Genomic DNA, 24,346 nt, shown 5'->3' with positions numbered 1-24,346 from the left:
CGTCGGGCTGAGTGTTGCGGCACTCAGCCACGATAACGCAGCGTGTTCAGATTGCCTGCCAGCAGCAGATCCCGTTTCAGCGTCGCGACCTGACGGCTGATTTCAGCCATCTGCTGTCCTTCCGCGAGCTTTTCCCGCCATTTAGCCGGCACCTTATCGAGTTGCTGATAGATCCCCTCCAGCGTGTGAAACTCTGCGAGCAGCTGTTTCGCGCTTTTCGGGCCGATACCGCTGATACCCGGGATCTTACTGCTGCTGATCCCGCACAATCCCCAGAAGTCGGGCAACCGCTGCGGGGGAACGCCAAATTCGGCGTCGATAAAGGGCTGGTCGAGCCAGCGCTTCTGGAAGTAATCGCGGATGCGGATTTCCGGAGCCAGCAACTGGCAGTAGCCTTTATCCGTGGAGACAATAGTGGCCTGATGGCCGGCCTGGGCCATTTTGACCGCCAGCGTCGCCGCCAGATCATCTGCCTCATCCTCGCCCGCCATCCAGCAGCTTACCCCGGCGGCACGAAAGGCTTCCTGCAGCGCCGGCATCTCCGCCTGCAAATCCTCAGGCATCGGCGGGCGCCCGCTTTTGTAATCGGCTAACAGCTGATGACGCCAGCCCTGATGACGCGCGTCGCCATCAAATACGGCCACGGCGTGCGTCGGGCGGGTGTGGCCTAAGACCTGACGCAGCGCGGCGACGCAGCCTTCGACACAGGGGGAGCCCTGAACCGCATGAAGACGGCGTATCAGGTTCAGCGCATCAACAATAACAAGATGAAGAGCCATGAGAGTCCGGGCAGCCCGACGGGCTGCCTCCTGGTTTATTTAATGATTTCGTAGCAGGGGATGTAGGCGGTGCCGGGCAGTTTCATACGCTGCTGAGCAACGAAGCCCTGCAGCAGCTCATCCATGCGGTGCATGATGTCGGCATCGCCATGCAGCCGGTAACGTCCCTTCTCACGGATTTCGCGGATCCCGATCTCTTTCACGTTACCGGCTACGATGCCTGAGAAGGCCCGGCGCAGGTCAGCAGCCAGCTTTTCAGGAGGCTGGTTGGTGTAGAGATTGAGGTTCGCCATGTTTTCATGGGTCGGCAGGAAAGGGATCTGCAGATCGGGCTCGATGCGGATGGACCAGTTGAAACTGTACGCATCGCCGGTTTCGCGACGATTCTCTTTGACCTGCGGCATCGCTTTCTTCATCAGACGCGCCACTTCGGCTGCATCATTAATGATGATCTGATAATGCTTACGCGCCTGCTCGCCCAGCGTGTTAACAATGAAATCATCCAGCACGCGGAAGTAGTCGGCACTCTCTTCCGGTCCGGTCAGGATCAGCGGCAGCACCTGGTCCTTGTTCTGCGGGTTCATCAGAATGCCCAGCAGGTAGAGCAGCTCTTCGGCGGTGCCGACCCCGCCCGGAAAAATGATAATGCCGTGGGCAATACGCACAAAGGCTTCCAGACGCTTCTCAATGTCCGGCATGATGATCAGCTCATTGACCAGTGGGTTGGGCGGTTCCGCCGCAATAATTGAGGGTTCGGTGAGACCAATAAAGCGGCTGTCACGGTAGCGCTGCTGCGCATGGCCGACGGCGGCCCCTTTCATCGGGGCTTCCATGACGCCGGGTCCGCAGCCGGTACAGATATTCAGCTCACGCAGGCCCAGCTGTGTGCCGACATTGCGGCAATACTGATATTCAACCGCGTTAATGGAGTGACCGCCCCAGCAGACCACGGTGTTGGGGTACTCACCGATGTGCAGTGCCCGCGCATTACGCAGAATGGAGAAAACGGTGTTGGTGATCGTGGCGGAGTCATTCTCTTCACCCGCGGTTAAGCGCCCCGGCATGGCGAGCTGGCCGCTGACAAACAGGATGTCGCGCAGTACCGCAAACAGGTTCGCCTGCAGGGAGCGGATGATGCGGCCATCCACAAAGGCCTCTTCCGGTGGGTTGATCAGCTCCAGTTTGACGCCACGCTCACGGCGCAGCACGTTGATGTCGAAGTTTTCAAAGCGGGAGAGCAGTTCGTGGCTGCTGTCAGTCTGGCTGCCAGAGTTAAGCACGGCCAGAGAGCAATTGCGGAACAGCTGATAGAGGTCGCTGCTGGCGGTGCGCTTGAGCATATCGACTTCCAGCTGCGAGAGCAGATCCATTGAGCCAAGGGGGCTGATATGGGTAATCAAATGAACTCCTTTACACCCGCCTGGGTGCGTGTTGGCACTGCAACGGCAGTGACGAAAATCCCTGGTCGGCAACCCGCAGATTGCCGCCATCACCAGAGTAGCCTTGTCGGCCCGCCCAGCTCAAGCGGAACTGCGCTTCCTTCATGCAGCCTGCGAGAGCTCTCGCAAACTACTGACGCACCAGACGCGAAAAACCGGGCGAGAAAGGCACATTCGTGCGCCATGGGTTGATGTCCAGCCCGCCGCGCCGCGTGTAGCGCGCATAGACCGTCAGCGCTTCCGGGTGGCAGAACCGCATCACATCGTTAAAGATGCGTTCGACACACTGTTCATGAAATTCGTTGTGCTGGCGGAAGGAGACCAGATAACGCAGCAGCGCTTCGCGGTGAATGCGCGGACCTTTGTAGCGGATCATCACCGAGCCCCAGTCGGGCTGATGGGTAATCAGGCAGTTTGATTTGAGCAGATGGCTGACCAGCGTCTCTTCCACGATTTCGCTGCCTGCGGCATCGGCCAGATAGTCAGCGTTAAAGCGATAATCCTCGATGGCGATATCCTGCTCATCAATGCAGGTCCCCTCAAAATGGCCGATCGGCTGTCCTTCGATTTCATTCAGACGGAACAGCGCCACCCGCACGTCACCTTCAGCACAGGCGCGGAGATCGCGCTCCAGCGTCTGACGCACCTCACCCCAGTCGGCAAAGCGGGTCTGGTTGAAACTGTTGAGATAGAGCTTGAAGCTTTTCGACTCGATGAGGTTGCGGCTATGCGCATCCAGCACCACTTCACCCACGGCAACCTGCGGCAGCCCCTTGCTGTTCAGCCAGGAGAGCTCATACAGCGTCCAGATATCGCCGCCGGTAAACGGCAGACTTTCAGGAAACAGGCCAAGAGGTTCGCGGTTCAGGCTGCGCGGCACCGCCTGCAATAAGCCATTGTCATAGCGATCGTGATAGGCTGTGGGCTTGCCCAGCGTCAGGTTGCTGAGTGCCTGATCCTGTTCGTGTGTAGTCATTGCGGTTACCACCAGAATTCATCAAAGTGGCTAAGTGTAACCCATCAGAAGTGAGAATATGAATGATGCAGCAAACTGCCGCCGCGTTGCGCGACTTTACCACCCGTTACTGCCAGCACTGGCTGGCGCAGAGGGGTCATGCTCCGGCCAGCCGCGATCTCGCCGGCGTCGCGTCGCCCTGCGCGCTGGAGGAGCGCGAGGAGCAGGTCATCTGGCAGCCGCAGCCTTTTAGTCTGCCGCCGACACTGGATGGAGTAGAGCGGGCCGTGGATCTGCAGTTGCAGCCGTCAGTCACTGCCTTCTATACCACCCAGTTTGCCGGCGACATGCTGGCGCGTCATGGTGAGAATCAGCTGACGCTGTTGCAGGTGTGGAGTGAAGAGGATTTCCTGCGGCTTCAGGAGAACCTGATTGGGCATCTGGTTATGCAGCGCCGCCTCCGACAGTCACCGACGCTGTTTATCGCCACGACGGCGTCAGACGAGGAGATCGTCTCCCTCTCTAACCTGACTGGCGAGGTGATTCTGGAGCAGCCTGGCCGTAAACAGCGCCAGATTATTGCGGAAAATCTTGAGATGTTTCTTAAGTCATTACAACCGGTTATCATCTGAATTGCAGTGATTTGCCGCCTCGCTTGTGAGAGATCTCTTACATGTGGTGTGAGAGATCGCTATATAAAATCTGAGCCATCCGGAAGGCTGCAATGTAAAAATATTGTGAATCATCAACTTAATGGCGATTATCTGAATTTGTGCCGCACATTTTGTAAAGTTCAGCTGTAAGTCACTTGTGCGCGTAACGAGTTCTGTCAAAATATTTCCCACTGCAGGATGCTCAGGAAAAAGATATCGTCAGGATGATGGTAAGCCATGAGGCAGGAACGTAACGGAGCTTACGGCACACGGAAGGTTTCAGGATGAAACAGGATCGCTCAGGATTGAGTCAGGGACACCTCCAGGATGGAGAACGGGAGCCCCTCGGACGAGGTGGCGGGCCAGGATGCTTAGGAATCATCAGGACGATGCGCGACAGGAGTTCGCACTGGACAAGTTGTCACGGAAGAGCAGGGAGCATTAACGTAGCAGGATGGCTGCAAACGAACCGGGAGCACTGTTTATACAGTGCTCCCTTTTTTTGTGCCTGTGCCAACAAGTGATATGCTTGCCGCCCATTTTTTGACGGCTAGCCGGAGGTGGCGCATGACGCCTGAACAATTGATTACGCAGCGGCTGGAGCAGTTGGAAGCGGTGATGCGTGAATACCAGCTCTGGCAGAGCACGCCGCCTGCCGTGGAGGCGCTGGAGAGTCGTGAACCCTTCTGCGTCGATACGCTTGAGCCGCTGCAATGGCTTCAGTGGGTGCTGATTCCGCGGATGCACGCCCTGATGGCGGCCGGTCATCCGCTGCCGCAAAACTTTGCCGTCGCGCCCTACTATGAGGTTGCGCTGGTGCCTGACCAGCCCGGCATTGCGCCGCTGCTGCTCACGCTGCGTCAGCTGGATGCGTTACTCAGGGATGCGGCCCACTGATGCTGGAGATACTCTATCAGGATGCGTGGCTGGTTGCGGTCAACAAGCCCAGCGGCTGGCTGGTGCATCGCAGCTGGCTGGATCGGCATGAAACCGTGTTTGTGATGCAGACCGTGCGTGATCAGATCGGCCAGCATGTCTTTACCGCCCATCGTCTGGACAAGCCGACCTCCGGGGTGCTGCTGATGGGCCTTTCGAGTGAGGTTGGCCGCCAGCTTTCTCAGCAGTTTGAACAGCATCAGATGCAGAAAACCTATCACGCCGTGGTGCGTGGCTGGCTGGAGAGCAGCGGGACGCTGGACTATCCGCTGGTTGAAGAGCGGGACAAAATCGCGGACAAGCACGCCACTGAAGCACGCGCCGCGCAGCCCGCGGTCACCGACTATCAGTCGCTGGCCACGGTTGAGATGCCGGTCGCCATCAGCCGTTACCCCACCTCGCGCTACAGTCTGGTTGAGCTCTCACCTAAAACCGGTCGCAAACATCAGCTGCGCCGTCATATGTCCCACCTGCGTCATCCGATTATTGGCGATTCGGCGCATGGCGACCTGCGTCAGAACCGGGGCGCCGCGCAACATTTTGGCGCTGACCGGCTGATGCTGCACGCCAGCAGTCTGGCCCTGACCCACCCGGTGACCGGCGAGCCACTGGTGCTGCGCGCCGGGCTGGATAGCGTCTGGCAGAGGCTGATGACGCAGTTTGGCTGGCAGGATTGCATTCCTGAGGTGCCGCGGGTTGAGTTTGACGCCGCGCCAGGACAGGATAACGTTTCAGAATAAGGGAGAGATCAGATGGCAAAGATTGGCATTTTTGTGGGGACGGTTTACGGCAATGCGCTGCTGGTGGCAGAAGAGGCCGAGCCGGTTCTGCAGCAGCAGGGGCACAGCGTGACCCTGTTTGATGACCCGACGCTGGCGGACTGGCAGGCCTTTGCAGGCGATGTGGCGTTAATCGTCACCTCAACCACCGGTCAGGGCGATTTTCCTGACACCATTTCCGGTCTGTTCCACGCGATAAAGGATCAGCTGGGGCACCAGCCCGCGCTGCGCTATGGCGTCATTGCGCTGGGCGACAGCAGTTACGACCACTTCTGTGGCGCGGGCAAAGCCTTTGATGCGCTGCTGCAGGAGCAGGGCGCACAGCGGGTCGGTGAGGTGTTGCTGGTGGATGCCACCGAGAACCCTGAGCCGGAAGCGGTGACCTCGCCCTGGGTCGATGCCTGGGGTGCGCTGCTCTGATCGCCTCGCCCGGGCTCTCTCTGCCAGCCGACGGCAGGGAGACGCCGGGCACGGCTCACGTCACCGGTGCCGGATTAAAGACCGCCAGCTGATTACGGATGCCCCAGCGATCGGACCAGGTCTGCTTCCTGCCACTGGCGATATCGAGAATCAACGCAAACAGCCGCCAGCCGACCTGCTCAATACTCTCTTCTCCGGTGGCAATCGTGCCGGCATTGATATCCATCAGATCGTGCCAGCGCTCGGCCAGCGCGTTACGGGTTGCCATCTTGATGACCGGAATGGCCGCCAGCCCGTACGGGGTGCCGCGACCGGTGGTGAAGACCTGCAGCGTAATGCCGGAGGCGAGCTGCTGGGTGCCGCAGACAAAATCGCTGGCGGGCGTTGCCGCGTAGATCAGTCCGCGGCGGGTGGGGCGCTGACCGGGGGACAGCACTTCCACAATGGCGCTGCGTCCCGATTTGGCGATGGAGCCGAGCGCTTTCTCCACCACGTTCGCCAGTCCCCCTTTTTTATTGCCCGGTGACGGATTGGCGCTGCGGTCGGTGTTGCCCTGGTCGAGGTAATTGTCATACCAGGCCATCTCTTCAAGTAAACGCCTTCCGACCTCTTCATTAATGACCCGCGGCGTCAGCAGGTGAATGGCATCCCGCACCTCCGTGACTTCAGAAAACATCACGGTAGCCCCGCAGCGCACCAGCAGATCCGAGGCGAACCCCACCGCCGGATTCGCTGTCACGCCGGAAAACGCATCGCTGCCGCCGCACTGCATGCCGACAATCAGTTCCGAGGCGGGACAGGTTTCGCGCTGACGCTGATTCAGCCGCTGAAGATGACGCTCTGCCACCTGCAGAATCGCCTTTACCATCGCACCAAACCCCACCAGCTTTTCATCCTGCAAACGCACGATGTCATCATCATCCAGCGAAATCGCCTGCACGTCGGGGGTGCCGGTCAGCAGACGCTCCGGCTGTAACTTTTCGCAGCCGAGGCTGATGACCATCACTTCACCGCCGAAATTCGCATTCAGCGCCAGGTTGTGAATCGTGCGAATCGGCACCACCGCTGCAGGGGCGTTGATTGCCACGCCGCAGCCGTAGAGGTGATTCAGCGCGACCACGCCATCCACATTCGGATAGCGCGGCAGTAACTCCCGTTCGATGATCTGCACCACATGATCCACCACACCCGCCACACAGTGGACGCTGGTGGTGATGCCGAGCAGGTTACGGGTACCCACGCTGCCATCCGCATTGCGGTAGCCCTCAAAGGTGTAGCCCTCCAGCGGCGGCAGGTCGGGCGGGACCTGGGTGGCTAACGGCAGGCTCGCCAGCGGCGGCGCCTCCGGCAGCGCCACCAGTGACTCATCGATCCAGCTGCCGCAGGCAATATCCCGCACGGCATAACCGATCACTTCGCCATAACGCACGATCGCCCCTCCCTGGTGAATCGTCTGCAGCGCGACTTTATGCCCCTGCGGCACATGTTCCGTCAGCGTCAGGCCATCCGCAAACTGCGTGCCAGCGGGCAGACCCAGCGTGTTGACCACAATCGCCACGTTGTCATGCTCATGGACTCTGATGCAGAGCGGCTGTTCATCTGTTGTGGGGTTCATCGCTCATCTCCTGTCGGGCGCACCGGCTTGTCCGGCTCGCATAATCTGACCTGTTACCTGCGGTGTATTAGCCAGCTTCAGTATAAAGAGGGGAAGCAGGCCACACATTGTGCAACTGACCACTATTACGCCGATCTGCCGCGCTGTTTTGGGTCGATTCTCCAGAAGCAAGTGAAACGCCTCACAAAGCGGAGGGGAAAGGGCGACCCGGCACGGTTTCGGCCGCGCTATTTGCCGCTTTCGTGAGCCATGCCGCAGGGGTTTGTGCATCCGCCAGACAATCACTTCATAACGGCTGTTATTCCAGGGCGATACGCCAATGTGCTCGCCACAGGCTGTTTTTATACTGAGCGCCGTTAGCCAAAGTCAGGTTATCTGTCACGACGTATTAGCCCGTCCTGAACCAAAGAGATCGCCGTGTTTAACCCAACTTCTCTCTGATACCCAACGCGATGTGTATGCAGTCAGAGCGAATGTAGCTCACGCTATATTTCAGGAGTGCATCATGAATAGTTTCAGCCAGACTGCGGAAGCGGTGCAGAAGCGCACCAACGCCCGTTACTGGATTGTGGTGATGTTATTCATCGTCACCTCATTCAACTACGGCGACCGCGCCACCATTTCGATAGCCGGTTCGGCGATGTCCAAAGATATCGGCCTCGATTCGGTCGGACTGGGCTACATCTTCTCTGCTTTCTCATGGGCGTACGTGATTGGTCAGATCCCAGGCGGCTGGCTGCTCGATCGTTTTGGCTCAAAGCGCGTCTACTTCTGGAGTATTTTTACCTGGTCGCTGTTTACCCTGCTGCAGGGCTTTGTCGATATCTTCAGCGGCTTCGGCATCATCGTGTCACTCTTTCTGCTGCGCTTCCTGGTGGGGCTGGCTGAAGCCCCCTCTTTCCCTGGCAACAGCCGCATCGTGGCCGCCTGGTTTCCGGCGCAGGAGCGTGGCACCGCGGTGGCGATCTTCAATTCAGCGCAATATTTCGCCACGGTGATCTTTGCGCCCATCATGGGCTGGCTGGTGTCGGAAGTGGGCTGGGCACACGTCTTCTGGTTCATGGGCGGGCTGGGGATCATCCTGAGCTTCATCTGGCTGAAAGTGATCCACGATCCCACCGACCACCCCGGCGTAAACAAAGCCGAACTGGCCTACATGGAGCAGGGCGGGGCGCTGATCAATATGGATGTCAAAAAGGAGAGCCGCAGGGTGAGCTGGAGCGAAAAGTGGTTCCAGATCAAACAGCTGCTGACCTCCCGCATGATGCTCGGCATCTACCTCGGCCAGTATTGTGTTAACGCCTTAACCTACTTTTTTATCACCTGGTTTCCGGTCTATCTGGTGCAGGCGCGCGGCATGTCGATTCTCAAAGCGGGCTTTATCGCTTCGGTGCCGGCGGTGTGTGGCTTCCTCGGCGGGGTGCTGGGTGGGGTGATCTCCGACTGGCTGATGCGCAAAACCGGCTCGCTGAATATTGCACGTAAAACGCCGATTGTGCTCGGCATGCTGCTCTCTATCTCAATGGTGATGTGTAACTACACCGAAACCGAGTGGCTGGTGGTCTTCTTCATGGCGCTGGCGTTCTTCGGTAAAGGGATCGGCGCACTGGGATGGGCGGTGATGGCGGATACCGCCCCCAAAGAGATCAGTGGCCTGAGCGGCGGCCTGTTCAACATGTTCGGCAACTTCTCCGGCATCGTGACGCCCATCGCTATCGGCTACATCATCGCCACCAGCGGCTCCTTTGAGGGTGCGCTGATCTATGTCGGTATCCATGCCTTTGTCGCCGCCTTCAGCTTCCTGGTGATCGCCGGTGATATCAAACGTGTTGAACTGAAAACCCGGCCGGTTAAGGACGCCTCATGACGACGCAAAGTTCACCCGTGATTACGGCGATGCAGGTTATCCCGGTCGCCGGTTACGACAGTATGCTGCTCAACATTGGCGGCGCGCATAACGCCTGTTTTACCCGCAATATCGTGGTGCTCACTGACAGCGCCGGACACACCGGCGTGGGTGAAGCGCCCGGCGGCGACACCATCTATCAGACCCTGGTGGCGGCCATTCCGCAGGTCGAAGGCCAGCAGATTGCCCGCATGAATCGTCTGGTGCAGCAGGTGCACAAAGGGAATGCGTCGGCTGACTTCACCACCTTTGGCAACGGTGCCTGGACCTTTGAGCTGCGGGTCAACGCCGTGGCCGCGCTGGAAGCGGCGCTGCTCGACCTGCTGGGACAGTGTCTGGGCGTGCCGGTGGCGGAACTGCTGGGGCCGGGCAAACAGCGGGATGAAGTCACGGTGCTGGGCTATCTCTTCTATCTCGGTGACCGCCGCAAAACCGATCTGCCCTATCAGAGTGGCGAGCAGACCAGCCACGACTGGTATCACCTGCGTCATCAGGAGGCGCTCACCAGCGAAGCGGTCGTGCGGCTGGCGGAGGCGGCGGCGGATCGCTATGGCTTTAAAGATTTCAAACTTAAAGGGGGCGTGCTGCCGGGCGAGCAGGAGATCGCCACCGCGGTGGCGCTGAAACAGCGTTTTCCCGGCGCGCGCATCACGGTGGACCCCAACGGGGCATGGCGGCTGGATGAGGCCATCGCCCTCTGTAAGGGGATGCAGGATGTGCTGAGCTACGCCGAAGACCCCTGCGGGCCAGAGCAGGGCTATTCGGGACGTGAAGTGATGGCCGAGTTCCGGCGCGCGACCGGCCTGCCGGTCGCCACCAATATGATCGCGACCAACTGGCGGGAGATGAACCACGCGGTGATGGTTAACGCGGTCGACATCCCGCTGGCGGACCCGCACTTCTGGACGCTGAGCGGGGCCGTGCGGGTCGCCCAGCTGTGCGATGAGTGGGGCCTGACGTGGGGCTGCCATTCCAATAACCATTTCGATATTTCGCTGGCGATGTTCACCCATGTCGGTGCGGCCGCGCCAGGTAACCCGACCGCGATTGACACCCACTGGATCTGGCAGGAGGGCGATCAGCGCCTGACGAAAAACCCGCTGCAAATCCGCAACGGAAAGATTGCCGTGCCGGATGCGCCGGGTCTGGGGATCGAGCTCGACTGGGACCAGGTGCACAAAGCCAGTGAGCTCTATCAGTCACTGCCCGCCGGTGCGCGCAACGACGCCACGGCGATGCAGTATCTGATCCCCGGCTGGACATTTGAGCGCAAGCGCCCGGCATTTGGCCGTGCAACAGCATAAGGAGCAGGAGATGAGTTCAACACCTAAAGTGACCGCCATGCAGGTGATCCCGGTTGCCGGCTACGACAGTATGCTGCTGAATCTCAGCGGCGCGCACTCGCCATTCTTCACCCGCAACATTGTCATTATCAAAGATAACGCCGGACATACCGGCGTCGGTGAAATCCCCGGCGGGGAGAAAATTCGTCAGACGCTGGAAGATGCCGCCTCGCTGGTGGTCGGCAAAACGCTGGGCGAATATAAAAATACCCTCAGCCTGGTGCGCACGACGTTTGCCGATCGGGATGCGGCCGGTCGCGGCAACCAGACCTTTGATCTGCGCACCACAATCCATGTGGTCACCGGCATTGAGGCAGCACTGCTGGATCTGCTGGGTCAGCACCTGGGCGTTAACGTTGCCTCGCTGCTGGGTGACGGGCAACAGCGCGACCGCGTGGAGATGCTCGGCTACCTCTTCTATATCGGCGACCGCAGAAAAACCGCCCTGCCATATCAGAGCCAGCCGGACGATCCGTGCGACTGGTATCGCCTGCGTCATGAAGAGGCGCTGACCCCCGAGGCCGTGGTGCGCCTGGCGGAGGCCGCCTATGAGAAATATGGCTTCAACGACTTCAAACTCAAAGGCGGCGTGCTGCGCGGCGGCGAAGAGGCCGAAGCGGTGACGGCGCTGGCAAAACGCTTTCCCACGGCGCGTATTACCCTCGATCCCAATGGAGCCTGGTCGCTCAATGAGGCGATCCTGCTCGGCAAACAGCTCAAGGGCGTGCTCGCCTACGCAGAAGATCCCTGTGGCGCGGAGCAGGGCTACTCCGGGCGGGAAGTGATGGCGGAGTTCCGCCGCGCGACCGGCATGCCTACCGCCACCAATATGATCGCCACCGACTGGCGGCAGATGGGACACACCCTGTCGCTGCAGTCGGTCGACATTCCGCTGGCCGACCCCCATTTCTGGACGATGCAGGGCTCGGTGCGGGTCGCACAGATGTGCCACGACTTCGGCCTGACCTGGGGCTCCCACTCCAATAATCACTTTGACATTTCGCTGGCGATGTTTACCCACGTTGCCGCGGCCGCACCGGGCGCGATCACCGCCATCGATACCCACTGGATCTGGCAGGAGGGGAATCAGCGTCTCACCAGAGAGCCGTTCCTGATCAAAGGCGGCATGGTGCAGGTGCCGCAGAAGCCCGGTCTCGGTATCGAGCTGGATATGGATCAGGTGATGCAGGCCCACGCGCTCTATCAGAAGCAGGGGCTGGGCGCGCGTGACGATGCCGAAGCGATGCAGTTCCTGGTGCCAGGCTGGACTTTCGATAACAAACGTCCGTGCCTGGTTCGTTAATCTTTCTGGCTCACGCGGAGCCGTCGTCACAGGAGTTCAACCATGAGTAATACAGCCTGGCCCAACGGATTTCGTCGTCGCCTGTTAGCGGGTGAAACCCTGATTGGCAGCTGGTGCGCGCTGGCCAATCCGATCTCTACCGAAATCCTGGGGCTGGCCGGTTTTGACTGGCTGGTGCTGGATGGGGAGCATGCGCCCAACGATATCACCACGTTTGTGCCACAGCTGATGGCGCTGAAAGGGAGCCACAGTGCGCCGGTCGTACGGCCGCCCTGCAACGAGCCGGTGATCATCAAGCGCCTGCTGGATATCGGGTTTAACAACTTCCTCGTGCCCTTTGTTGAGACAGAAGAGGAGGCGCGGCGCGCGGTCGCCTCCACCCGTTATCCGCCCGCCGGTATTCGCGGCGTGTCGGTCTCCCATCGCAGCAACATGTACGGCACCCTGCCGGATTACAACCAGAGCATCAATGACAACATCACCGTGCTGGTGCAGATCGAAACCCGGCAGGCGGTTGACCACATCGACGCCATAGCCGCGGTCGACGGCGTGGACGGCATCTTCGTCGGACCGGGCGATCTCTCTGCGGCGCTGGGCTACCTCGGCCAGCCCGCCCACCCGGAGGTGCTGAACGTGATTAAACACATTTTTGACCGTGCCAGAGCGGCCGGGAAGCCAGCGGGCATTCTGGCCCCGGTGGAGGCGGACGCCCGTCGTTATCTGGAGTGGGGAGCCACCTTTGTGGCGGTCGGCAGCGATCTCGGGGTATTCCGCAGCGCCACCCAGGCGTTGTGCGACAAATTTAAGCGCTAAGCAGCAAGGAGACATGCAATGAAGATTGGATTTATTGGCCTGGGCATCATGGGTAAACCCATGAGCAAAAATCTGCTGAAAGCGGGCTATTCACTGGTGGTGCGCGATCACCACGCCAGCAACGAAGCTGAACTGGCTGAACTGGGCGCGACCGTGGCAACCTCGCCGAAAGAGGTGGCTGAGCAGTGTGAGGTGGTTATTACCATGGTGCCCAACTCGCCGCAGGTGAAAGCGGTCTGCCTGGGAGAGGGCGGCATTATCGAAGGCGCGAAGCCGGGCCTGGTGGTGATCGACATGAGCTCGATTGCGCCGCTGGCGAGTCGGGAAGTGCACGATGCGCTGGCTGAGAAAGGGATCAGCATGCTGGACGCCCCGGTCAGCGGCGGGGAGCCGAAAGCGATTGAAGGCACGCTTTCCGTCATGGCCGGCGGAGATAAAGCGGTGTTTGATCGCTGTTACGACATCATGAAGGCGATGGCGGGATCGGTAGTGCACACCGGTGACATCGGCGCAGGCAATGTCACCAAGCTGGCCAATCAGGTGATTGTGGCGCTGAACATCGCGGCGATGTCCGAAGCCCTGTCGCTGGCGACCAAAGCGGGGGTCAGTCCGGAGCTGGTGTTCCAGGCGATTCGTGGCGGCCTGGCGGGCAGCACGGTGCTGGAGGCGAAAGCGCCGATGGTGATGGATCGCAACTTCAGACCGGGCTTCCGCATCGACCTGCATATCAAGGATCTGGCGAACGCTCTGGATACCTCGCACACGCTGGGCGCGCATCTGCCGCTGACGGCGGCGGTGATGGAGATGATGCAGGCGCTGCGTAATGATGGCCAGGGAACGTCCGACCACAGTGCGCTGGCCTGCTATTATGAGAAGTTAGCGAAGGTTGAAATCGCCCGCTAAATCCCGGTGCCGGTCTCCGCGGAAACCGGCCGGGTTCAGCGCCGTTTCAATGACTCAACTGTGCTCGGATTGCCTATGAAAATCGTAATCGCACCGGATTCATATAAAGAGAGTTTATCCGCCCTGGAGGTGGCATCGGCGATTGAAGCGGGATTCCGTGACATCTTTCCCGATGCCCACTACGTGAAAATACCGGTCGCCGACGGCGGCGAAGGAACGGTAGAAGCGATGGTCGCGGCGACGAAAGGAAACATCGTCAGGCTGAAGGTGACCGGGCCACTGGGCACACAGGTCGAGGCTTTCTATGGCCTCTCCGGCGATGCGTCCACCGCCTATATCGAAATGGCGGCAGCCAGCGGACTGGAGCGGGTGCCCGCCGCCCAGCGCGATCCGCTGATCACCACCTCGTTCGGCACCGGCGAGCTGATCCGGCATGCGCTGGATAAAGGCGTCGGCCACATCATTATTGGCATTGGCGGTAGTGCGACCAACGATGGCGGTGCCGGGATGATGCAGGCGCTGGGCGCCCGGCTGCTGGACGATCGCGGCCAGCAGATTGGTTACGGCGGCGGGGCGCTGCCTGATCTCGCCACCATTGAGATTGACGCACTGGATGCCCGTCTTCGGCAGTGTCGCATTGAGGTGGCATGCGACGTCACCAATCCGCTGACCGGAAAGGAGGGCGCTTCGGCTGTTTTCGGTCCGCAGAAAGGGGCGACACCGGCACTGGTGCAGCAGCTCGATCAGGCGCTGACCCACTACGCCGCGATTATTCAGCGCGACCTTGATATCGACGTGCTGCATATCCCCGGCGGCGGTGCGGCGGGCGGCATGGGGGCGGCGCTGCACGCCTTTTGCCAGGCAGAACTGCGGCGCGGCATCGAAATTGTCACGGAGGCGCTGGGGCTGGCGGAGCAGGTAAAAGATGCCGACCTCGTGATTACCGGGGAAGGTCGCATCGACAGCCAGAGTATCAATGGCAAGGTGCCGGTGGGGGTCGCCAGCGTGGCAAAGCGCTTCAACAAGCCGGTGATAGGCATCGCCGGCAGCCTGACGGCGGATGTGGGGGTGGTGCATCAGCATGGTATTGATGCGGTGTTCAGCGTGCTCTACAGTATCTGCACGCTGGATGAGGCGCTCGCCACGGCCGGCAAAAATGTAACGATGACGGCGCGTAACGTCGCCGCCACGCTAAAGCTGGCCGGCTTTCACTGATCCTGCGGCCAGCCCGGATTACCCGATGCCCAGCAGCTGTCGGGCTTCACGCGCCACGTTCTCCATCTCATCCTGCAGCTCCAGCAGTTCCGGCTCCAGGGCGGCGATATCGCTGGCCTGCAGCAGCTCTCTCTCCAGCTGGTGGCAGAGCTGCTTCATGCGTGGCACGCCGCTGTAGCTGGCACTGCCGTGCAGCTTGTGAATGATCTCCCGCAGGGCCGTGACCTCATTAGCGGCCATAAACTGCGCCATCTTCGCGTGAACTTCCGGTAAAAACTCCAGCAGCATCCGCAGCAGATCCCGTGCCAGGTCGGGTTTATTCGCCGCCTGCCGCAGTGCCAGCTGCCAGTCCAGCGTCGGCAGTATCGGCGGCAGTTCCGGCACGGCGACCACCGGTGCGGGTGTATAGCGCGCCAGCAGTTGCCTTAACTTGCTCTCATCAATCGGTTTGGCGAGATAGTCATTCATGCCCGCTTTGATGAGCTGCTCGCGTTCGCCATCAATGGCGTGAGCGGTCACCGCCACGATGGGGGTCGTGGCGTGCAGCGGCAGACCACGGATGATTTCGCTGGCGCGAATGCCATCGATGTCAGGCATCTGAATATCCATCAGAATCACATCCAGCGACTGCTGGCGCGCCTCGCGGATAGCGTGTTCGGCGCTGCTGCACAGCAGGATATTCTGCACCTGCTCCTCCAGCAGCGCACCAATCAGCTTGAGGTTGGCAGGGTTATCATCCACAGCCATCACCGTCAGCGGCAGGCGCGGGGAGAAGGGCAGCTCGCTGATCTGGCGGGTGTGCAGATCCAGCAGCATCGGCAGGAGTCGCGTCAGGGAGATTGGCTTCGCAATGCAGCCGTCAATGCCGCGCACCTTCAGTTCATCAGCCAGCAGCATCATCGGGCTGGGCAGGGCCATCAGCACATTATCTGCCCGATCCAGCAGCGCATTGATCCTCCCCTCGTTCAGCAGCTCGGGCTGGCTGATGCTGACCGGCATCGCCATCAGCAGCAGCGGATAGTGGGACGCCGGCAGGCCCTCCAGCGTTTCGCTGTAGTCGATCTGCAACGGCGTGGCGCTCAGCATCTCCAGCGCCGCGCGGGCGACGGTGGCATCCGCCTCGACATAGGCGATGCGGGACTGTGACAGCGCTTCCAGCACGCGCGGCATACCGGGCGCGTTGGGGTTAAGATCCAGCTGCACACGAATCACAAAAGTAGAGCCCTGATCCGGCTGGCTGCTGAAGGTGATATCCCCGCCCATCTCCCGCACCAGTTTCTGGGTGATGACCAGCCCCAGCCCGGTGCCGCCATGACGGCGCGAAATACTGGCGTCGGCCTGGCGGAACGCCTGAAACAGCTGCGTCTGCTGCTGCTCAGAGATACCGATGCCGCTATCCTCTACCTGAATCTCCAGCTCGACGCGCGTCTGGGTCATAACGCGCTGCGTGACGCGCAGGCCGATATGGCCCTGTTCAGTAAACTTGATGGCGTTGCCAATCAGGTTGATCAGAATCTGCTGCAGGCGCAGCGCATCGCCGATGACGTTGTCCGGCACGCTGCTGTCGCACACCACCGTCAGCTCCAGCCCCTTGTCATGCGCCGACGGGGCCAGCAGCACCAGGGTCTCATCCAGGGTGGCACGCAGGGGGAAGGGGATCGCCTCCAGCATCAGCTTGCCCGCTTCCAGCTTCGAAAAATCGAGCACGTCGTTAATGATGCTGAGCAGGTTGTTGGCCGAGCGCTCGATGGTCTGCATGTAGTCGCGCTGGGTCGTGCGCAGCTGAGTTTTCAGCATCTGGCGGGTAAAGCCCAGCACGCCATTAAGCGGCGTTCGCAGCTCGTGCGACATGTTTGCCAGGAACTCCGATTTGATGCGCGCCGCTTCCTGAGCGCGCTTCTTCGCCAGATCCAGTTCGACGTTCTGAATCTCCAGCTGTTCCAGCGTTTCCCGCAGATCGTACGTCGCCTGGTCGATGTTGTGCTGCATCTCTTCGTGATAGGCGGTCAGCGACATCGCCATGGCGTTGATGCCGTTTTTCAGCGTGCTGAGTTCGCCCAGCATGTACCCCTCAACGCGGCTGTCGAGCTGACCGCGGCGGATGCGGTCAACGGTGGTCACCATGTTGCGGATGGGGCCGGTGACATCACGCATCAGCCGATAGGCAAACAGCATCGCAAGGCAGAGGCAGAAGAGCAGCATCAGGGTCGCGACAAACACCTCTTTATACTGCTGCAGGCGCACCGACTGCAGATCGAGTTCAATCGCCACATAGCCCAGGGGGTTGCCCGAGGGTTTGACCTTTTCATCGGGCAATTCATCCAGATCGTAACGCTCGGCCGTGATCGGCGTGCGCAGAATCAACAGATTACCGTGACGCTCCATGGAGACATCATCGGGCAGGGCGTGGATATCCTCCTGCTGCAGCAGGCTGAGATTCTGCCGGTTATTGGAGGTCACGTAGAGCTGGTTATGATTATCGAACACCGAGATCGCCCGGACGATGCCGGAGTGGCGGCGGTGCAGTAAACTCACCAGCTCCCGCATCGCATCGCGATCGTCCCAGGTCATGCTGTATTCGCTGGAGATAGCCAGCGGTTCGATGATATTCGCCCCGGCATCGATTACCTGGCGCTGCAGTTCATTGTAGCGATGGACCACAAAAAATGAGCTGAGCAGCAGGCCAACCATCAGCGTGGGTGCCAGAATTAAAATCATCATTCGCGCCCGCAGGCTGTATTTGGTCATAATAGTCGCCTGGCTACTCCGGCATTAACCTCCCTGCACATCCTGTCGACAGCACCGTGCAGGTCGTTTCGATAAAGAGAACTGATAACACTATGGCGCAATTTTACGTTGCAAAACAGCGCGTGGCGACACAACAGCGGATCACCGTCACCATCGATGAGCTCGATCCGTTCGGTCAGGGCGTGGCGCGTCACAAAGGCAAAACGATTTTTGTCGCCGGTGCCTTGCCGGGTGAACAGGCGGAGATCACGCTGACAGAGGATAAACGCCAGTTTGCCCGGGGGAAAGTGAAACGGCTGCTCAGCCGCAGTCCGGCACGCGTTGCACCGCACTGTCCCCACTTTGATCGCTGCGGTGGCTGCCAGCAGCAGCATGCAGAGGTGGAGCTGCAGCAGCAGAGCAAAGCTCAGGCGCTGAGCCGGATGCTGAGCCAGGCCGCCGCGCAGACGATCGCGGTGGAGGAGGTGATCGCCGGTGAACCCTGGGGCTACCGGCGTCGCGCCCGTCTGGGTCTGCAGTGGCAGAATAAAGCGCAGCGGCTGCAGATGGGGTTTCGCCAGGAGGCGAGCAACGATCTGGTCGATATCCAGCACTGCCCCGTTTTAGTGCCCGAACTTGAGGCATTGCTGGTGCCGCTGCACCACTGCCTGAGTGCACTGCGCGCCGTCAGGCGTCTCGGTCATGTGGAACTGGTGCTGGCGGATAACGGCCCGCTGATGATCCTGCGCCATCTTGATGCGCTGCACCCGGACGACCGTGAAAAACTGGAACAGTTTTCGCATAAGCATCAGCTGATGCTCTTCCTGGATGCGGGTGATGAAGGGTTAACGTCGCTAACGACTCAGACACCTTTTTATCACTCTCACCAGCTTAAGCTAACCTTCAGTCCACAGGACTTTATTCAGGTTAACGATGCGGTGAATCAGCAGATGGTGGCAAAGGCGATAGCCTGGCTCGATCTGCAACCGGAAGACCGGGTTCTGGATCTCTTTTGCGGCATGGGAAACTTCACACTTCCTATAGGAATCTTCGTACAAAATGTGGTTGGTGTGGAGGGGGTTGCAGCATTAGTGCGGCAGGCAGCGTATAATGCTGATTCGAATAATCTTAAAAACGTCAGTTTTTTTCAGCATAATCTGGAAGAGACGGTGTCGCGCCAGCCGTGGGCGGCACAGGGATTTAACAAGGTATTACTCGATCCGGCACGCGCCGGGGCTGCGGGCGTAATGGCACATGTGGTTAAACTTGCGCCAGAACGCGTGGTCTATGTGTCGTGTAATCCAACAACACTCGCCCGCGACAGTCAGGTCTTGCTGTCAGCAGGCTACCAATTGGAAAGGGTCGCGATGCTGGATATGTTCCCTCATACCCGTCATCTCGAATCCATGGTGCTGTTCAGAAAAACATAAGCGATGTATGTCGTTGTGCAGGAGAGGTTATGGTTGCGGTCAGAAGTGCGCATTTAAATACTGAGGGGGAATTTGCCCTCGACCAGTGGATCGCCAGTCTCGGTATCGCCAACCCGCAATCATGTCAACGCGTTGCCGATACCTGGCGCTACTGTGAAGCGCAGACGCAGGACCATCCCGATCAGTCGCTGCTGCTGTGGCGCGGGATCGAGATGGTGGAAATCCTCTCCATGCTCAGCATGGATATCGAAAGCCTCTGTGCGGCGCTGATCTTCCCGCTGGCTAACGATGAAGTGGTGAGTGAGGAGGAGCTGGAAACCGCCGTCGGCAAAGGCATCGTCTCGCTGGTGCACGGCGTGCGCGACATGGACGCCATCCGCCAGCTGAAAGCGATTCACAACGACTCCATGGCCTCTGAACAGGTCGATAACGTCCGCCGTATGCTGCTGGCGATGGTCGAAGATTTCCGCTGCGTGGTGCTGAAGCTGGCCGAACGCATCATGAACCTGCGCGAAATGAAAGATGCGCCGGAAGATGAGCGGGTGCTGGCGGCCAAAGAGAGCACCAACATCTATGCCCCGCTGGCCAACCGTCTCGGCATCGGTCAGCTCAAATGGGAGCTGGAAGATTACTGCTTCCGCTATCTGCATCCCGACGAATACAAGCATATCGCCCGGTTACTGCATGAGCGGCGTATCGACCGCGAGCAGTATATTGACAACTTCGTCAGCAACCTGCGCAAAGAGATGGCCAAAGAGGGCGTGCGCGCCGAGGTCTACGGTCGTCCGAAACATATCTACAGCATCTGGCGTAAGATGCAGAAAAAGTCGCTGGCCTTTGATGAGCTGTTTGATGTGCGGGCGGTGCGCATCGTGGCCGATCGCCTGCAGGATTGCTACGGCGCGCTGGGCACGGTGCATACGCTCTATCGCCATCTGCCCAGCGAGTTTGATGACTACGTCGCTAACCCGAAACCCAACGGCTATCAGTCGATTCATACCGTGGTGTTAGGCCCGCAGGGCAAAACGGTGGAGATTCAGATCCGTACCCGCCAGATGCATGAAGATGCGGAGCTGGGGGTGGCGGCGCACTGGAAATACAAAGAGGGCCCAACCTCGAGCAGCGCGCGTGGTGCTGCCGGCCACGAAGAGCGCATCGCCTGGCTGCGTAAGCTGATCAGCTGGCAGGAGGAGATGGCGGACTCGGGCGAGCTGCTTGAAGAGGTGCGCAGCCAGGTGTTTGATGACCGGGTCTACGTCTTTACCCCGAAAGGGGACGTGGTGGATCTGCCTGCCGGATCGACACCGCTCGACTTTGCCTACCATATTCACAGCGACATCGGTCACCGCTGCATCGGCGCAAAAATCGGCGGCCGCATTGTGCCGTTTACCTATCAGTTACAGATGGGCGACCAGGTTGAGGTGATTACCCAGAAGCAGCCAAACCCGAGTCGCGACTGGCTCAACCCGAACCTGGGCTACATCACCACCAGCCGCGGACGCTCGAAGATCCACAACTGGTTCCGCAAGCAGGATCGCGACAAGAACATTGCCGCCGGACGGCAGATTCTGGATAACGAGCTGAACCAGTTCGATATCAGCCTGCGCGAGGCGGAAAAACTGCTGCTGCCGCGCTATAACGTGACCTCGCTTGAAGAGCTGCTGGCGGCGATTGGCGGCGGCGATATTCGTCTCAACCAGATGGTGAACTTCCTGCAGGCGAAGCTGAATAAGCCGAGCGCCGAAGAGGAAGATCGTGAGGCGCTGCGCCAGCTGACGCAGAAAGCCTACACTCCGCCGGCGCGCAAAGAGAGCGGGCGCGTGGTCGTGGAAGGGGTGGGCAATCTGATGCACCATATCGCCCGCTGCTGCCAGCCGATCCCGGGCGACGATATTGTCGGTTTCATCACCCAGGGACGCGGCATCTCTATCCACCGCGCCGACTGCGACCAGCTGGCCGAACTGATCTCTCACGCCCCGGAACGCATCGTCGATGCGGTGTGGGGCGAAAGCTACTCCAGCGGCTATTCGCTGGTGGTGCGGGTGACGGCCAACGATCGCAGCGGGCTGCTGCGCGACATCACCACCATTCTTGCCAATGAGAAAGTGAATGTGCTGGGCGTGTCCAGCCGCAGCGACACCAAAAAACAGCTCGCCACCATCGACATGGACATCGAGATCTACAACCATCAGGTACTCGGACGTGTCCTGGCGCGTCTGAACCAGGTCTCTGATATCATTGACGCCCGTCGCCTGCACTGATTGTCAGTCAGGCCCTGCGGCAACCGGCAGCGTGCGGTTGCGCGGGCGCAATCTGCACCCCGGGGCGCTGCCGGACGCGCGTTACTGCATCCGTCAGCGCCTTTCATGCGCCTCTCTGTTTCCTGTCATCTGACCATCAATCAAGGATCTACCCGAATGAACGCTATTGAGCGCCTGCTTGGCATTATGAAAACCCTGCGCGATCCCGAGCATGGCTGTCCGTGGGATCGTGAACAGACCTTTGCCACCATCGCGCCCTATACGCTGGAAGAGACCTATGAGGTGCTGGACGCCATCCAGCGCGAAGATTTCAGTGACCTGCGCGGCGAGCTGGGCGACCTGCTGTTTCAGGTGGTCTTTTATGCCCAGATGGCGAGTGAAGCGGATCGATTCAACTTTGAGGATGTCTGCCACGCCATCAGCGACAAGCTGGAGCGCCGTCATCCGCACATCTTTGGCGAGGCCACGGCGGAAACCAGCACGGAGGTGCTGAAAAACTGGGAAGCGATTAAGAGCGCCGAACGGGCAGAGAAAGCGCAGCATTCGGCGCTGGACGATATCCCCAAAGCACTGCCTGCGCTGATGCGCGCCCATAAAATCCAGAAGCGTTGTCATAATGTCGGCTTCGACTGGACCACCCTGGGGCCGGTGGTGGCGAAAGTGCATGAAGAGATTGATGAGGTCATGCATGAGGCGCAGCAGAGCGTGGTGGACAGCGAAAAACTGGAAGAGGAGATTGGCGATCTGCTGTTTGCCACCGTCAACCTGTCGCGCCATCTGGGCAGCAAAGCAGAAACCGCGCTGCAGAAGGCCAACGACAAGTTTGAGCGCCGCTTCCGCGCGGTGGAAGCGATCATTGCCGCGCAGGGACTGAGTATGCCGGGTGCGACGCTGGAACAGATGGAGGCCGCCTGGCAGCAGGTCAAAGCCGGGGAGAAGTGATGATTATTCCAGCGCTGTGCATAAAGTCGCCGTTTGCGCTTACACGATTCAGCGCGCCATCAACTTTGTGACGCACGTCAACATTTCTTTGGCGGCTATCCGCTATGTTAGCCGCAGCAATGCGTTGGAGGATGGCTGTGATTCATCAATTGTGGCTGATAGCGGTTTCCAGTATACTGTTTTCCCGTCCTGGTTATTCCACCGTCTTTAAACCTAAACTCTCAGGTTCAGCATGACAACGAATTATATTTTTGTGACCGGCGGGGTCGTTTCCTCTCTGGGTAAAGGCATTGCCGCAGCCTCCCTCGCAGCCATTCTCGAAGCCCGTGGTCTGAACGTGACCATCATGAAGCTGGACCCGTATATCAACGTGGATCCAGGCACCATGAGCCCGACGCAGCACGGCGAAGTTTTCGTCACTGACGACGGCGCCGAAACTGACCTGGATCTGGGTCACTACGAGCGCTTCATCCGCACCAAAATGACGCGTCGCAACAACTTCACCACGGGTCGTATCTACTCAGATGTCCTGCGCAAAGAGCGCCGGGGCGACTATCTGGGCGCAACCATTCAGGTTATCCCGCACATCACCAACGCCATCAAAGAGCGCATCATTGAAGGCGGTGAAGGTCATGATGTCGTGCTGGTCGAAATCGGCGGCACGGTAGGCGATATCGAATCGCTGCCGTTCCTGGAAGCGATTCGTCAGATGGCTGTCGATGTGGGCCGCGAGCACACCATGTACATGCACCTGACGCTGGTGCCTTATATGGCGGCGGCGGGTGAGGTGAAAACCAAACCGACTCAGCACTCTGTTAAAGAGCTGCTGTCGATCGGTATCCAGCCAGACGTGCTGATTTGCCGTTCTGACCGTGCCGTACCGGCTAACGAACGCGCCAAAATCGCCCTGTTCTGTAACGTCCCTGAAAAAGCGGTGATCTCGCTGAAGGACGTCGATTCCATCTACAAGATTCCTGGCATGCTGAAATCGCAGGGCCTGGATGACTATATCTGCAAGCGCTTCAACCTGAACGCACCGGAAGCCAACCTGGCCGAGTGGGAGCAGGTCATTTACGAAGAAGCCAATCCGGGTGGCGAAGTCACCATCGGTATGGTGGGCAAGTATGTTGAGCTGCCGGATGCCTACAAGTCCGTGATCGAAGCGCTGAAACATGGCGGCCTGAAAAATCGCGTGACCGTGAACATCAAACTGATCGATTCGCAGGATGTGGAATCACGCGGTGTCGAATTGCTGAAAGATCTGGATGCGATTCTGATTCCGGGTGGCTTCGGTTACCGCGGTGTTGAAGGCAAGCTGATGACCGCGCAGTATGCGCGTGAAAACAATGTGCCGTACCTGGGTATCTGCCTGGGCATGCAGGTTGCGCTGATGGAGTTTGCGCGCAATGTCGCCGGGATGCCGGGCGCCAACTCCACCGAATTTGTGCCAGACTGTAAATACCCGGTGGTGGCATTAATCACCGAATGGCGTGACGAAGAGGGCAACGTCGAAGTCCGCAGCGAGCAGAGCGATCTGGGCGGTACCATGCGTCTGGGCAGCCAGCAGTGTCAGTTAACGCCGGGCAGCCAGGTTCGCCAGCTCTACGGCTCTGACACCATCGTTGAGCGCCATCGTCACCGCTATGAAGTCAACAATATGCTGTTAAAGCAGATTGAAGCAGCCGGTCTGCGCGTAGCGGGTCGCTCTGGTGATGATCAGCTGGTTGAGATCATCGAGATCCCGAACCACCCGTGGTTTGTGGCTTGCCAGTTCCACCCGGAGTTCACCTCGACCCCACGCGACGGCCATCCGTTGTTTGCCGGCTTTGTGAAAGCCGCGCATGAGCATCAGAAGCGTTTAGCGAAGTAAATTTCACAAACAGCGCGCGAACTTTTCGCGCGTTGTTTGTCTTAGGATTGACTAACT

General features: G+C 59.4%; 19 protein-coding genes. 14 read left to right on the top strand and 5 right to left on the bottom strand.

Annotation, left to right across the window (positions count from 1 at the left end; genetic code table 11):
- Positions 1 to 23: 23 nt before the first annotated feature.
- The 3 genes from xni to queF all read right to left on the bottom strand — a co-directional run bounded on the left by xni (position 24) and on the right by queF (position 3,194).
- Positions 24 to 779 (bottom strand): flap endonuclease Xni, encoded by a 756-nt coding sequence (gene xni / locus S7A_RS00575; protein ID WP_009086998.1) that lies wholly within the window; start codon positions 777 to 779, stop codon positions 24 to 26.
- 35 nt (positions 780 to 814) lie between these two features.
- Positions 815 to 2,179, bottom strand: a complete 1,365-nt coding sequence (ppnN, locus tag S7A_RS00570; protein ID WP_009086997.1) for a nucleotide 5'-monophosphate nucleosidase PpnN — start codon at positions 2,177 to 2,179, stop codon at positions 815 to 817.
- A gap of 169 nt (positions 2,180 to 2,348) precedes the next feature.
- Positions 2,349 to 3,194, bottom strand: coding sequence for an NADPH-dependent 7-cyano-7-deazaguanine reductase QueF (gene queF, locus S7A_RS00565; RefSeq protein WP_009086996.1), 846 nt, complete (start codon positions 3,192 to 3,194; stop codon positions 2,349 to 2,351).
- A gap of 62 nt (positions 3,195 to 3,256) precedes the next feature.
- Between queF and syd the strand changes: the two genes are divergently transcribed.
- The 4 genes from syd to S7A_RS00545 all read left to right on the top strand — a co-directional run bounded on the left by syd (position 3,257) and on the right by S7A_RS00545 (position 5,961).
- On the top strand, positions 3,257 to 3,805 hold the full coding sequence (syd, locus tag S7A_RS00560) for a SecY-interacting protein (protein ID WP_009086995.1): 549 nt from the start codon (positions 3,257 to 3,259) through the stop codon (positions 3,803 to 3,805).
- A gap of 588 nt (positions 3,806 to 4,393) precedes the next feature.
- Entirely contained in the window at positions 4,394 to 4,723 is a 330-nt protein-coding gene (locus tag S7A_RS00555) for a YqcC family protein (protein ID WP_009086993.1), read from the top strand.
- On the top strand, positions 4,723 to 5,502 hold the full coding sequence (gene truC, locus S7A_RS00550) for a tRNA pseudouridine(65) synthase TruC (RefSeq protein WP_009086991.1): 780 nt from the start codon (positions 4,723 to 4,725) through the stop codon (positions 5,500 to 5,502). The genes S7A_RS00555 and truC overlap by 1 nt, the downstream gene beginning before the upstream one ends.
- Positions 5,503 to 5,514: 12 nt before the next feature.
- Positions 5,515 to 5,961 carry a flavodoxin gene (locus tag S7A_RS00545; RefSeq protein ID WP_009086989.1) on the top strand — a complete coding sequence of 149 codons (447 nt, stop codon included), beginning with the start codon at positions 5,515 to 5,517 and terminating at the stop codon, positions 5,959 to 5,961.
- A gap of 55 nt (positions 5,962 to 6,016) precedes the next feature.
- On the opposite strand, the gene garD is transcribed toward S7A_RS00545, so the two are convergent.
- Positions 6,017 to 7,576, bottom strand: a complete 1,560-nt coding sequence (garD, locus tag S7A_RS00540) for a galactarate dehydratase (RefSeq protein ID WP_009086986.1) — start codon at positions 7,574 to 7,576, stop codon at positions 6,017 to 6,019.
- 505 nt (positions 7,577 to 8,081) lie between these two features.
- On the opposite strand from garD, the gene S7A_RS00535 reads away from it, so the two are divergent.
- The 6 genes from S7A_RS00535 to S7A_RS00510 all read left to right on the top strand — a co-directional run bounded on the left by S7A_RS00535 (position 8,082) and on the right by S7A_RS00510 (position 15,059).
- Positions 8,082 to 9,443 carry an MFS transporter gene (locus S7A_RS00535; RefSeq protein ID WP_009086984.1) on the top strand — a complete coding sequence of 454 codons (1,362 nt, stop codon included), beginning with the start codon at positions 8,082 to 8,084 and terminating at the stop codon, positions 9,441 to 9,443.
- On the top strand, positions 9,440 to 10,786 hold the full coding sequence (locus S7A_RS00530) for an enolase C-terminal domain-like protein (protein ID WP_009086982.1): 1,347 nt from the start codon (positions 9,440 to 9,442) through the stop codon (positions 10,784 to 10,786). Before S7A_RS00535 ends, S7A_RS00530 begins: the two co-directional genes overlap by 4 nt.
- A 10-nt stretch (positions 10,787 to 10,796) precedes the next feature.
- Entirely contained in the window at positions 10,797 to 12,128 is a 1,332-nt protein-coding gene (gene gudD, locus S7A_RS00525; protein WP_009086980.1) for a glucarate dehydratase, read from the top strand.
- Between the two features lie 42 nt (positions 12,129 to 12,170).
- Entirely contained in the window at positions 12,171 to 12,941 is a 771-nt protein-coding gene (gene garL, locus S7A_RS00520) for a 2-dehydro-3-deoxyglucarate aldolase (protein ID WP_009086978.1), read from the top strand.
- An 18-nt stretch (positions 12,942 to 12,959) separates the two neighbouring features.
- The gene (gene garR / locus S7A_RS00515; RefSeq protein WP_009086976.1) at positions 12,960 to 13,844 is read left to right on the top strand and encodes a 2-hydroxy-3-oxopropionate reductase; all 885 of its coding nucleotides are present in this window, start codon (positions 12,960 to 12,962) and stop codon (positions 13,842 to 13,844) included.
- Positions 13,845 to 13,919: 75 nt separating this feature from the next.
- Positions 13,920 to 15,059, top strand: a complete 1,140-nt coding sequence (locus S7A_RS00510; protein ID WP_009086974.1) for a glycerate kinase — start codon at positions 13,920 to 13,922, stop codon at positions 15,057 to 15,059.
- 18 nt (positions 15,060 to 15,077) lie between these two features.
- Here S7A_RS00510 and barA read toward each other — a convergent pair whose 3' ends face one another.
- Positions 15,078 to 17,807, bottom strand: a complete 2,730-nt coding sequence (gene barA / locus S7A_RS00505) for a two-component sensor histidine kinase BarA (RefSeq protein WP_009086972.1) — start codon at positions 17,805 to 17,807, stop codon at positions 15,078 to 15,080.
- A gap of 92 nt (positions 17,808 to 17,899) precedes the next feature.
- On the opposite strand from barA, the gene rlmD reads away from it, so the two are divergent.
- From rlmD to pyrG, 4 genes are all read left to right on the top strand, one after another.
- Positions 17,900 to 19,216, top strand: a complete 1,317-nt coding sequence (gene rlmD, locus S7A_RS00500) for a 23S rRNA (uracil(1939)-C(5))-methyltransferase RlmD (protein WP_009086970.1) — start codon at positions 17,900 to 17,902, stop codon at positions 19,214 to 19,216.
- A 29-nt stretch (positions 19,217 to 19,245) separates the two neighbouring features.
- Entirely contained in the window at positions 19,246 to 21,477 is a 2,232-nt protein-coding gene (gene relA, locus S7A_RS00495; RefSeq protein ID WP_009086968.1) for a GTP diphosphokinase, read from the top strand.
- A gap of 156 nt (positions 21,478 to 21,633) precedes the next feature.
- Positions 21,634 to 22,419 carry a nucleoside triphosphate pyrophosphohydrolase gene (gene mazG, locus S7A_RS00490; RefSeq protein ID WP_009086966.1) on the top strand — a complete coding sequence of 262 codons (786 nt, stop codon included), beginning with the start codon at positions 21,634 to 21,636 and terminating at the stop codon, positions 22,417 to 22,419.
- A gap of 232 nt (positions 22,420 to 22,651) precedes the next feature.
- On the top strand, positions 22,652 to 24,289 hold the full coding sequence (gene pyrG / locus S7A_RS00485) for a glutamine hydrolyzing CTP synthase (protein WP_009086964.1): 1,638 nt from the start codon (positions 22,652 to 22,654) through the stop codon (positions 24,287 to 24,289).
- Positions 24,290 to 24,346: the final 57 nt, after the last annotated feature.

It is taken from the genome of Pantoea sp. Sc1 (assembly GCF_000255315.1).
In the GTDB taxonomy this organism is placed as follows: domain Bacteria; phylum Pseudomonadota; class Gammaproteobacteria; order Enterobacterales; family Enterobacteriaceae; genus Pantoea; species Pantoea anthophila.
This window is presented reverse-complemented; position numbering and strand designations above follow the sequence as displayed.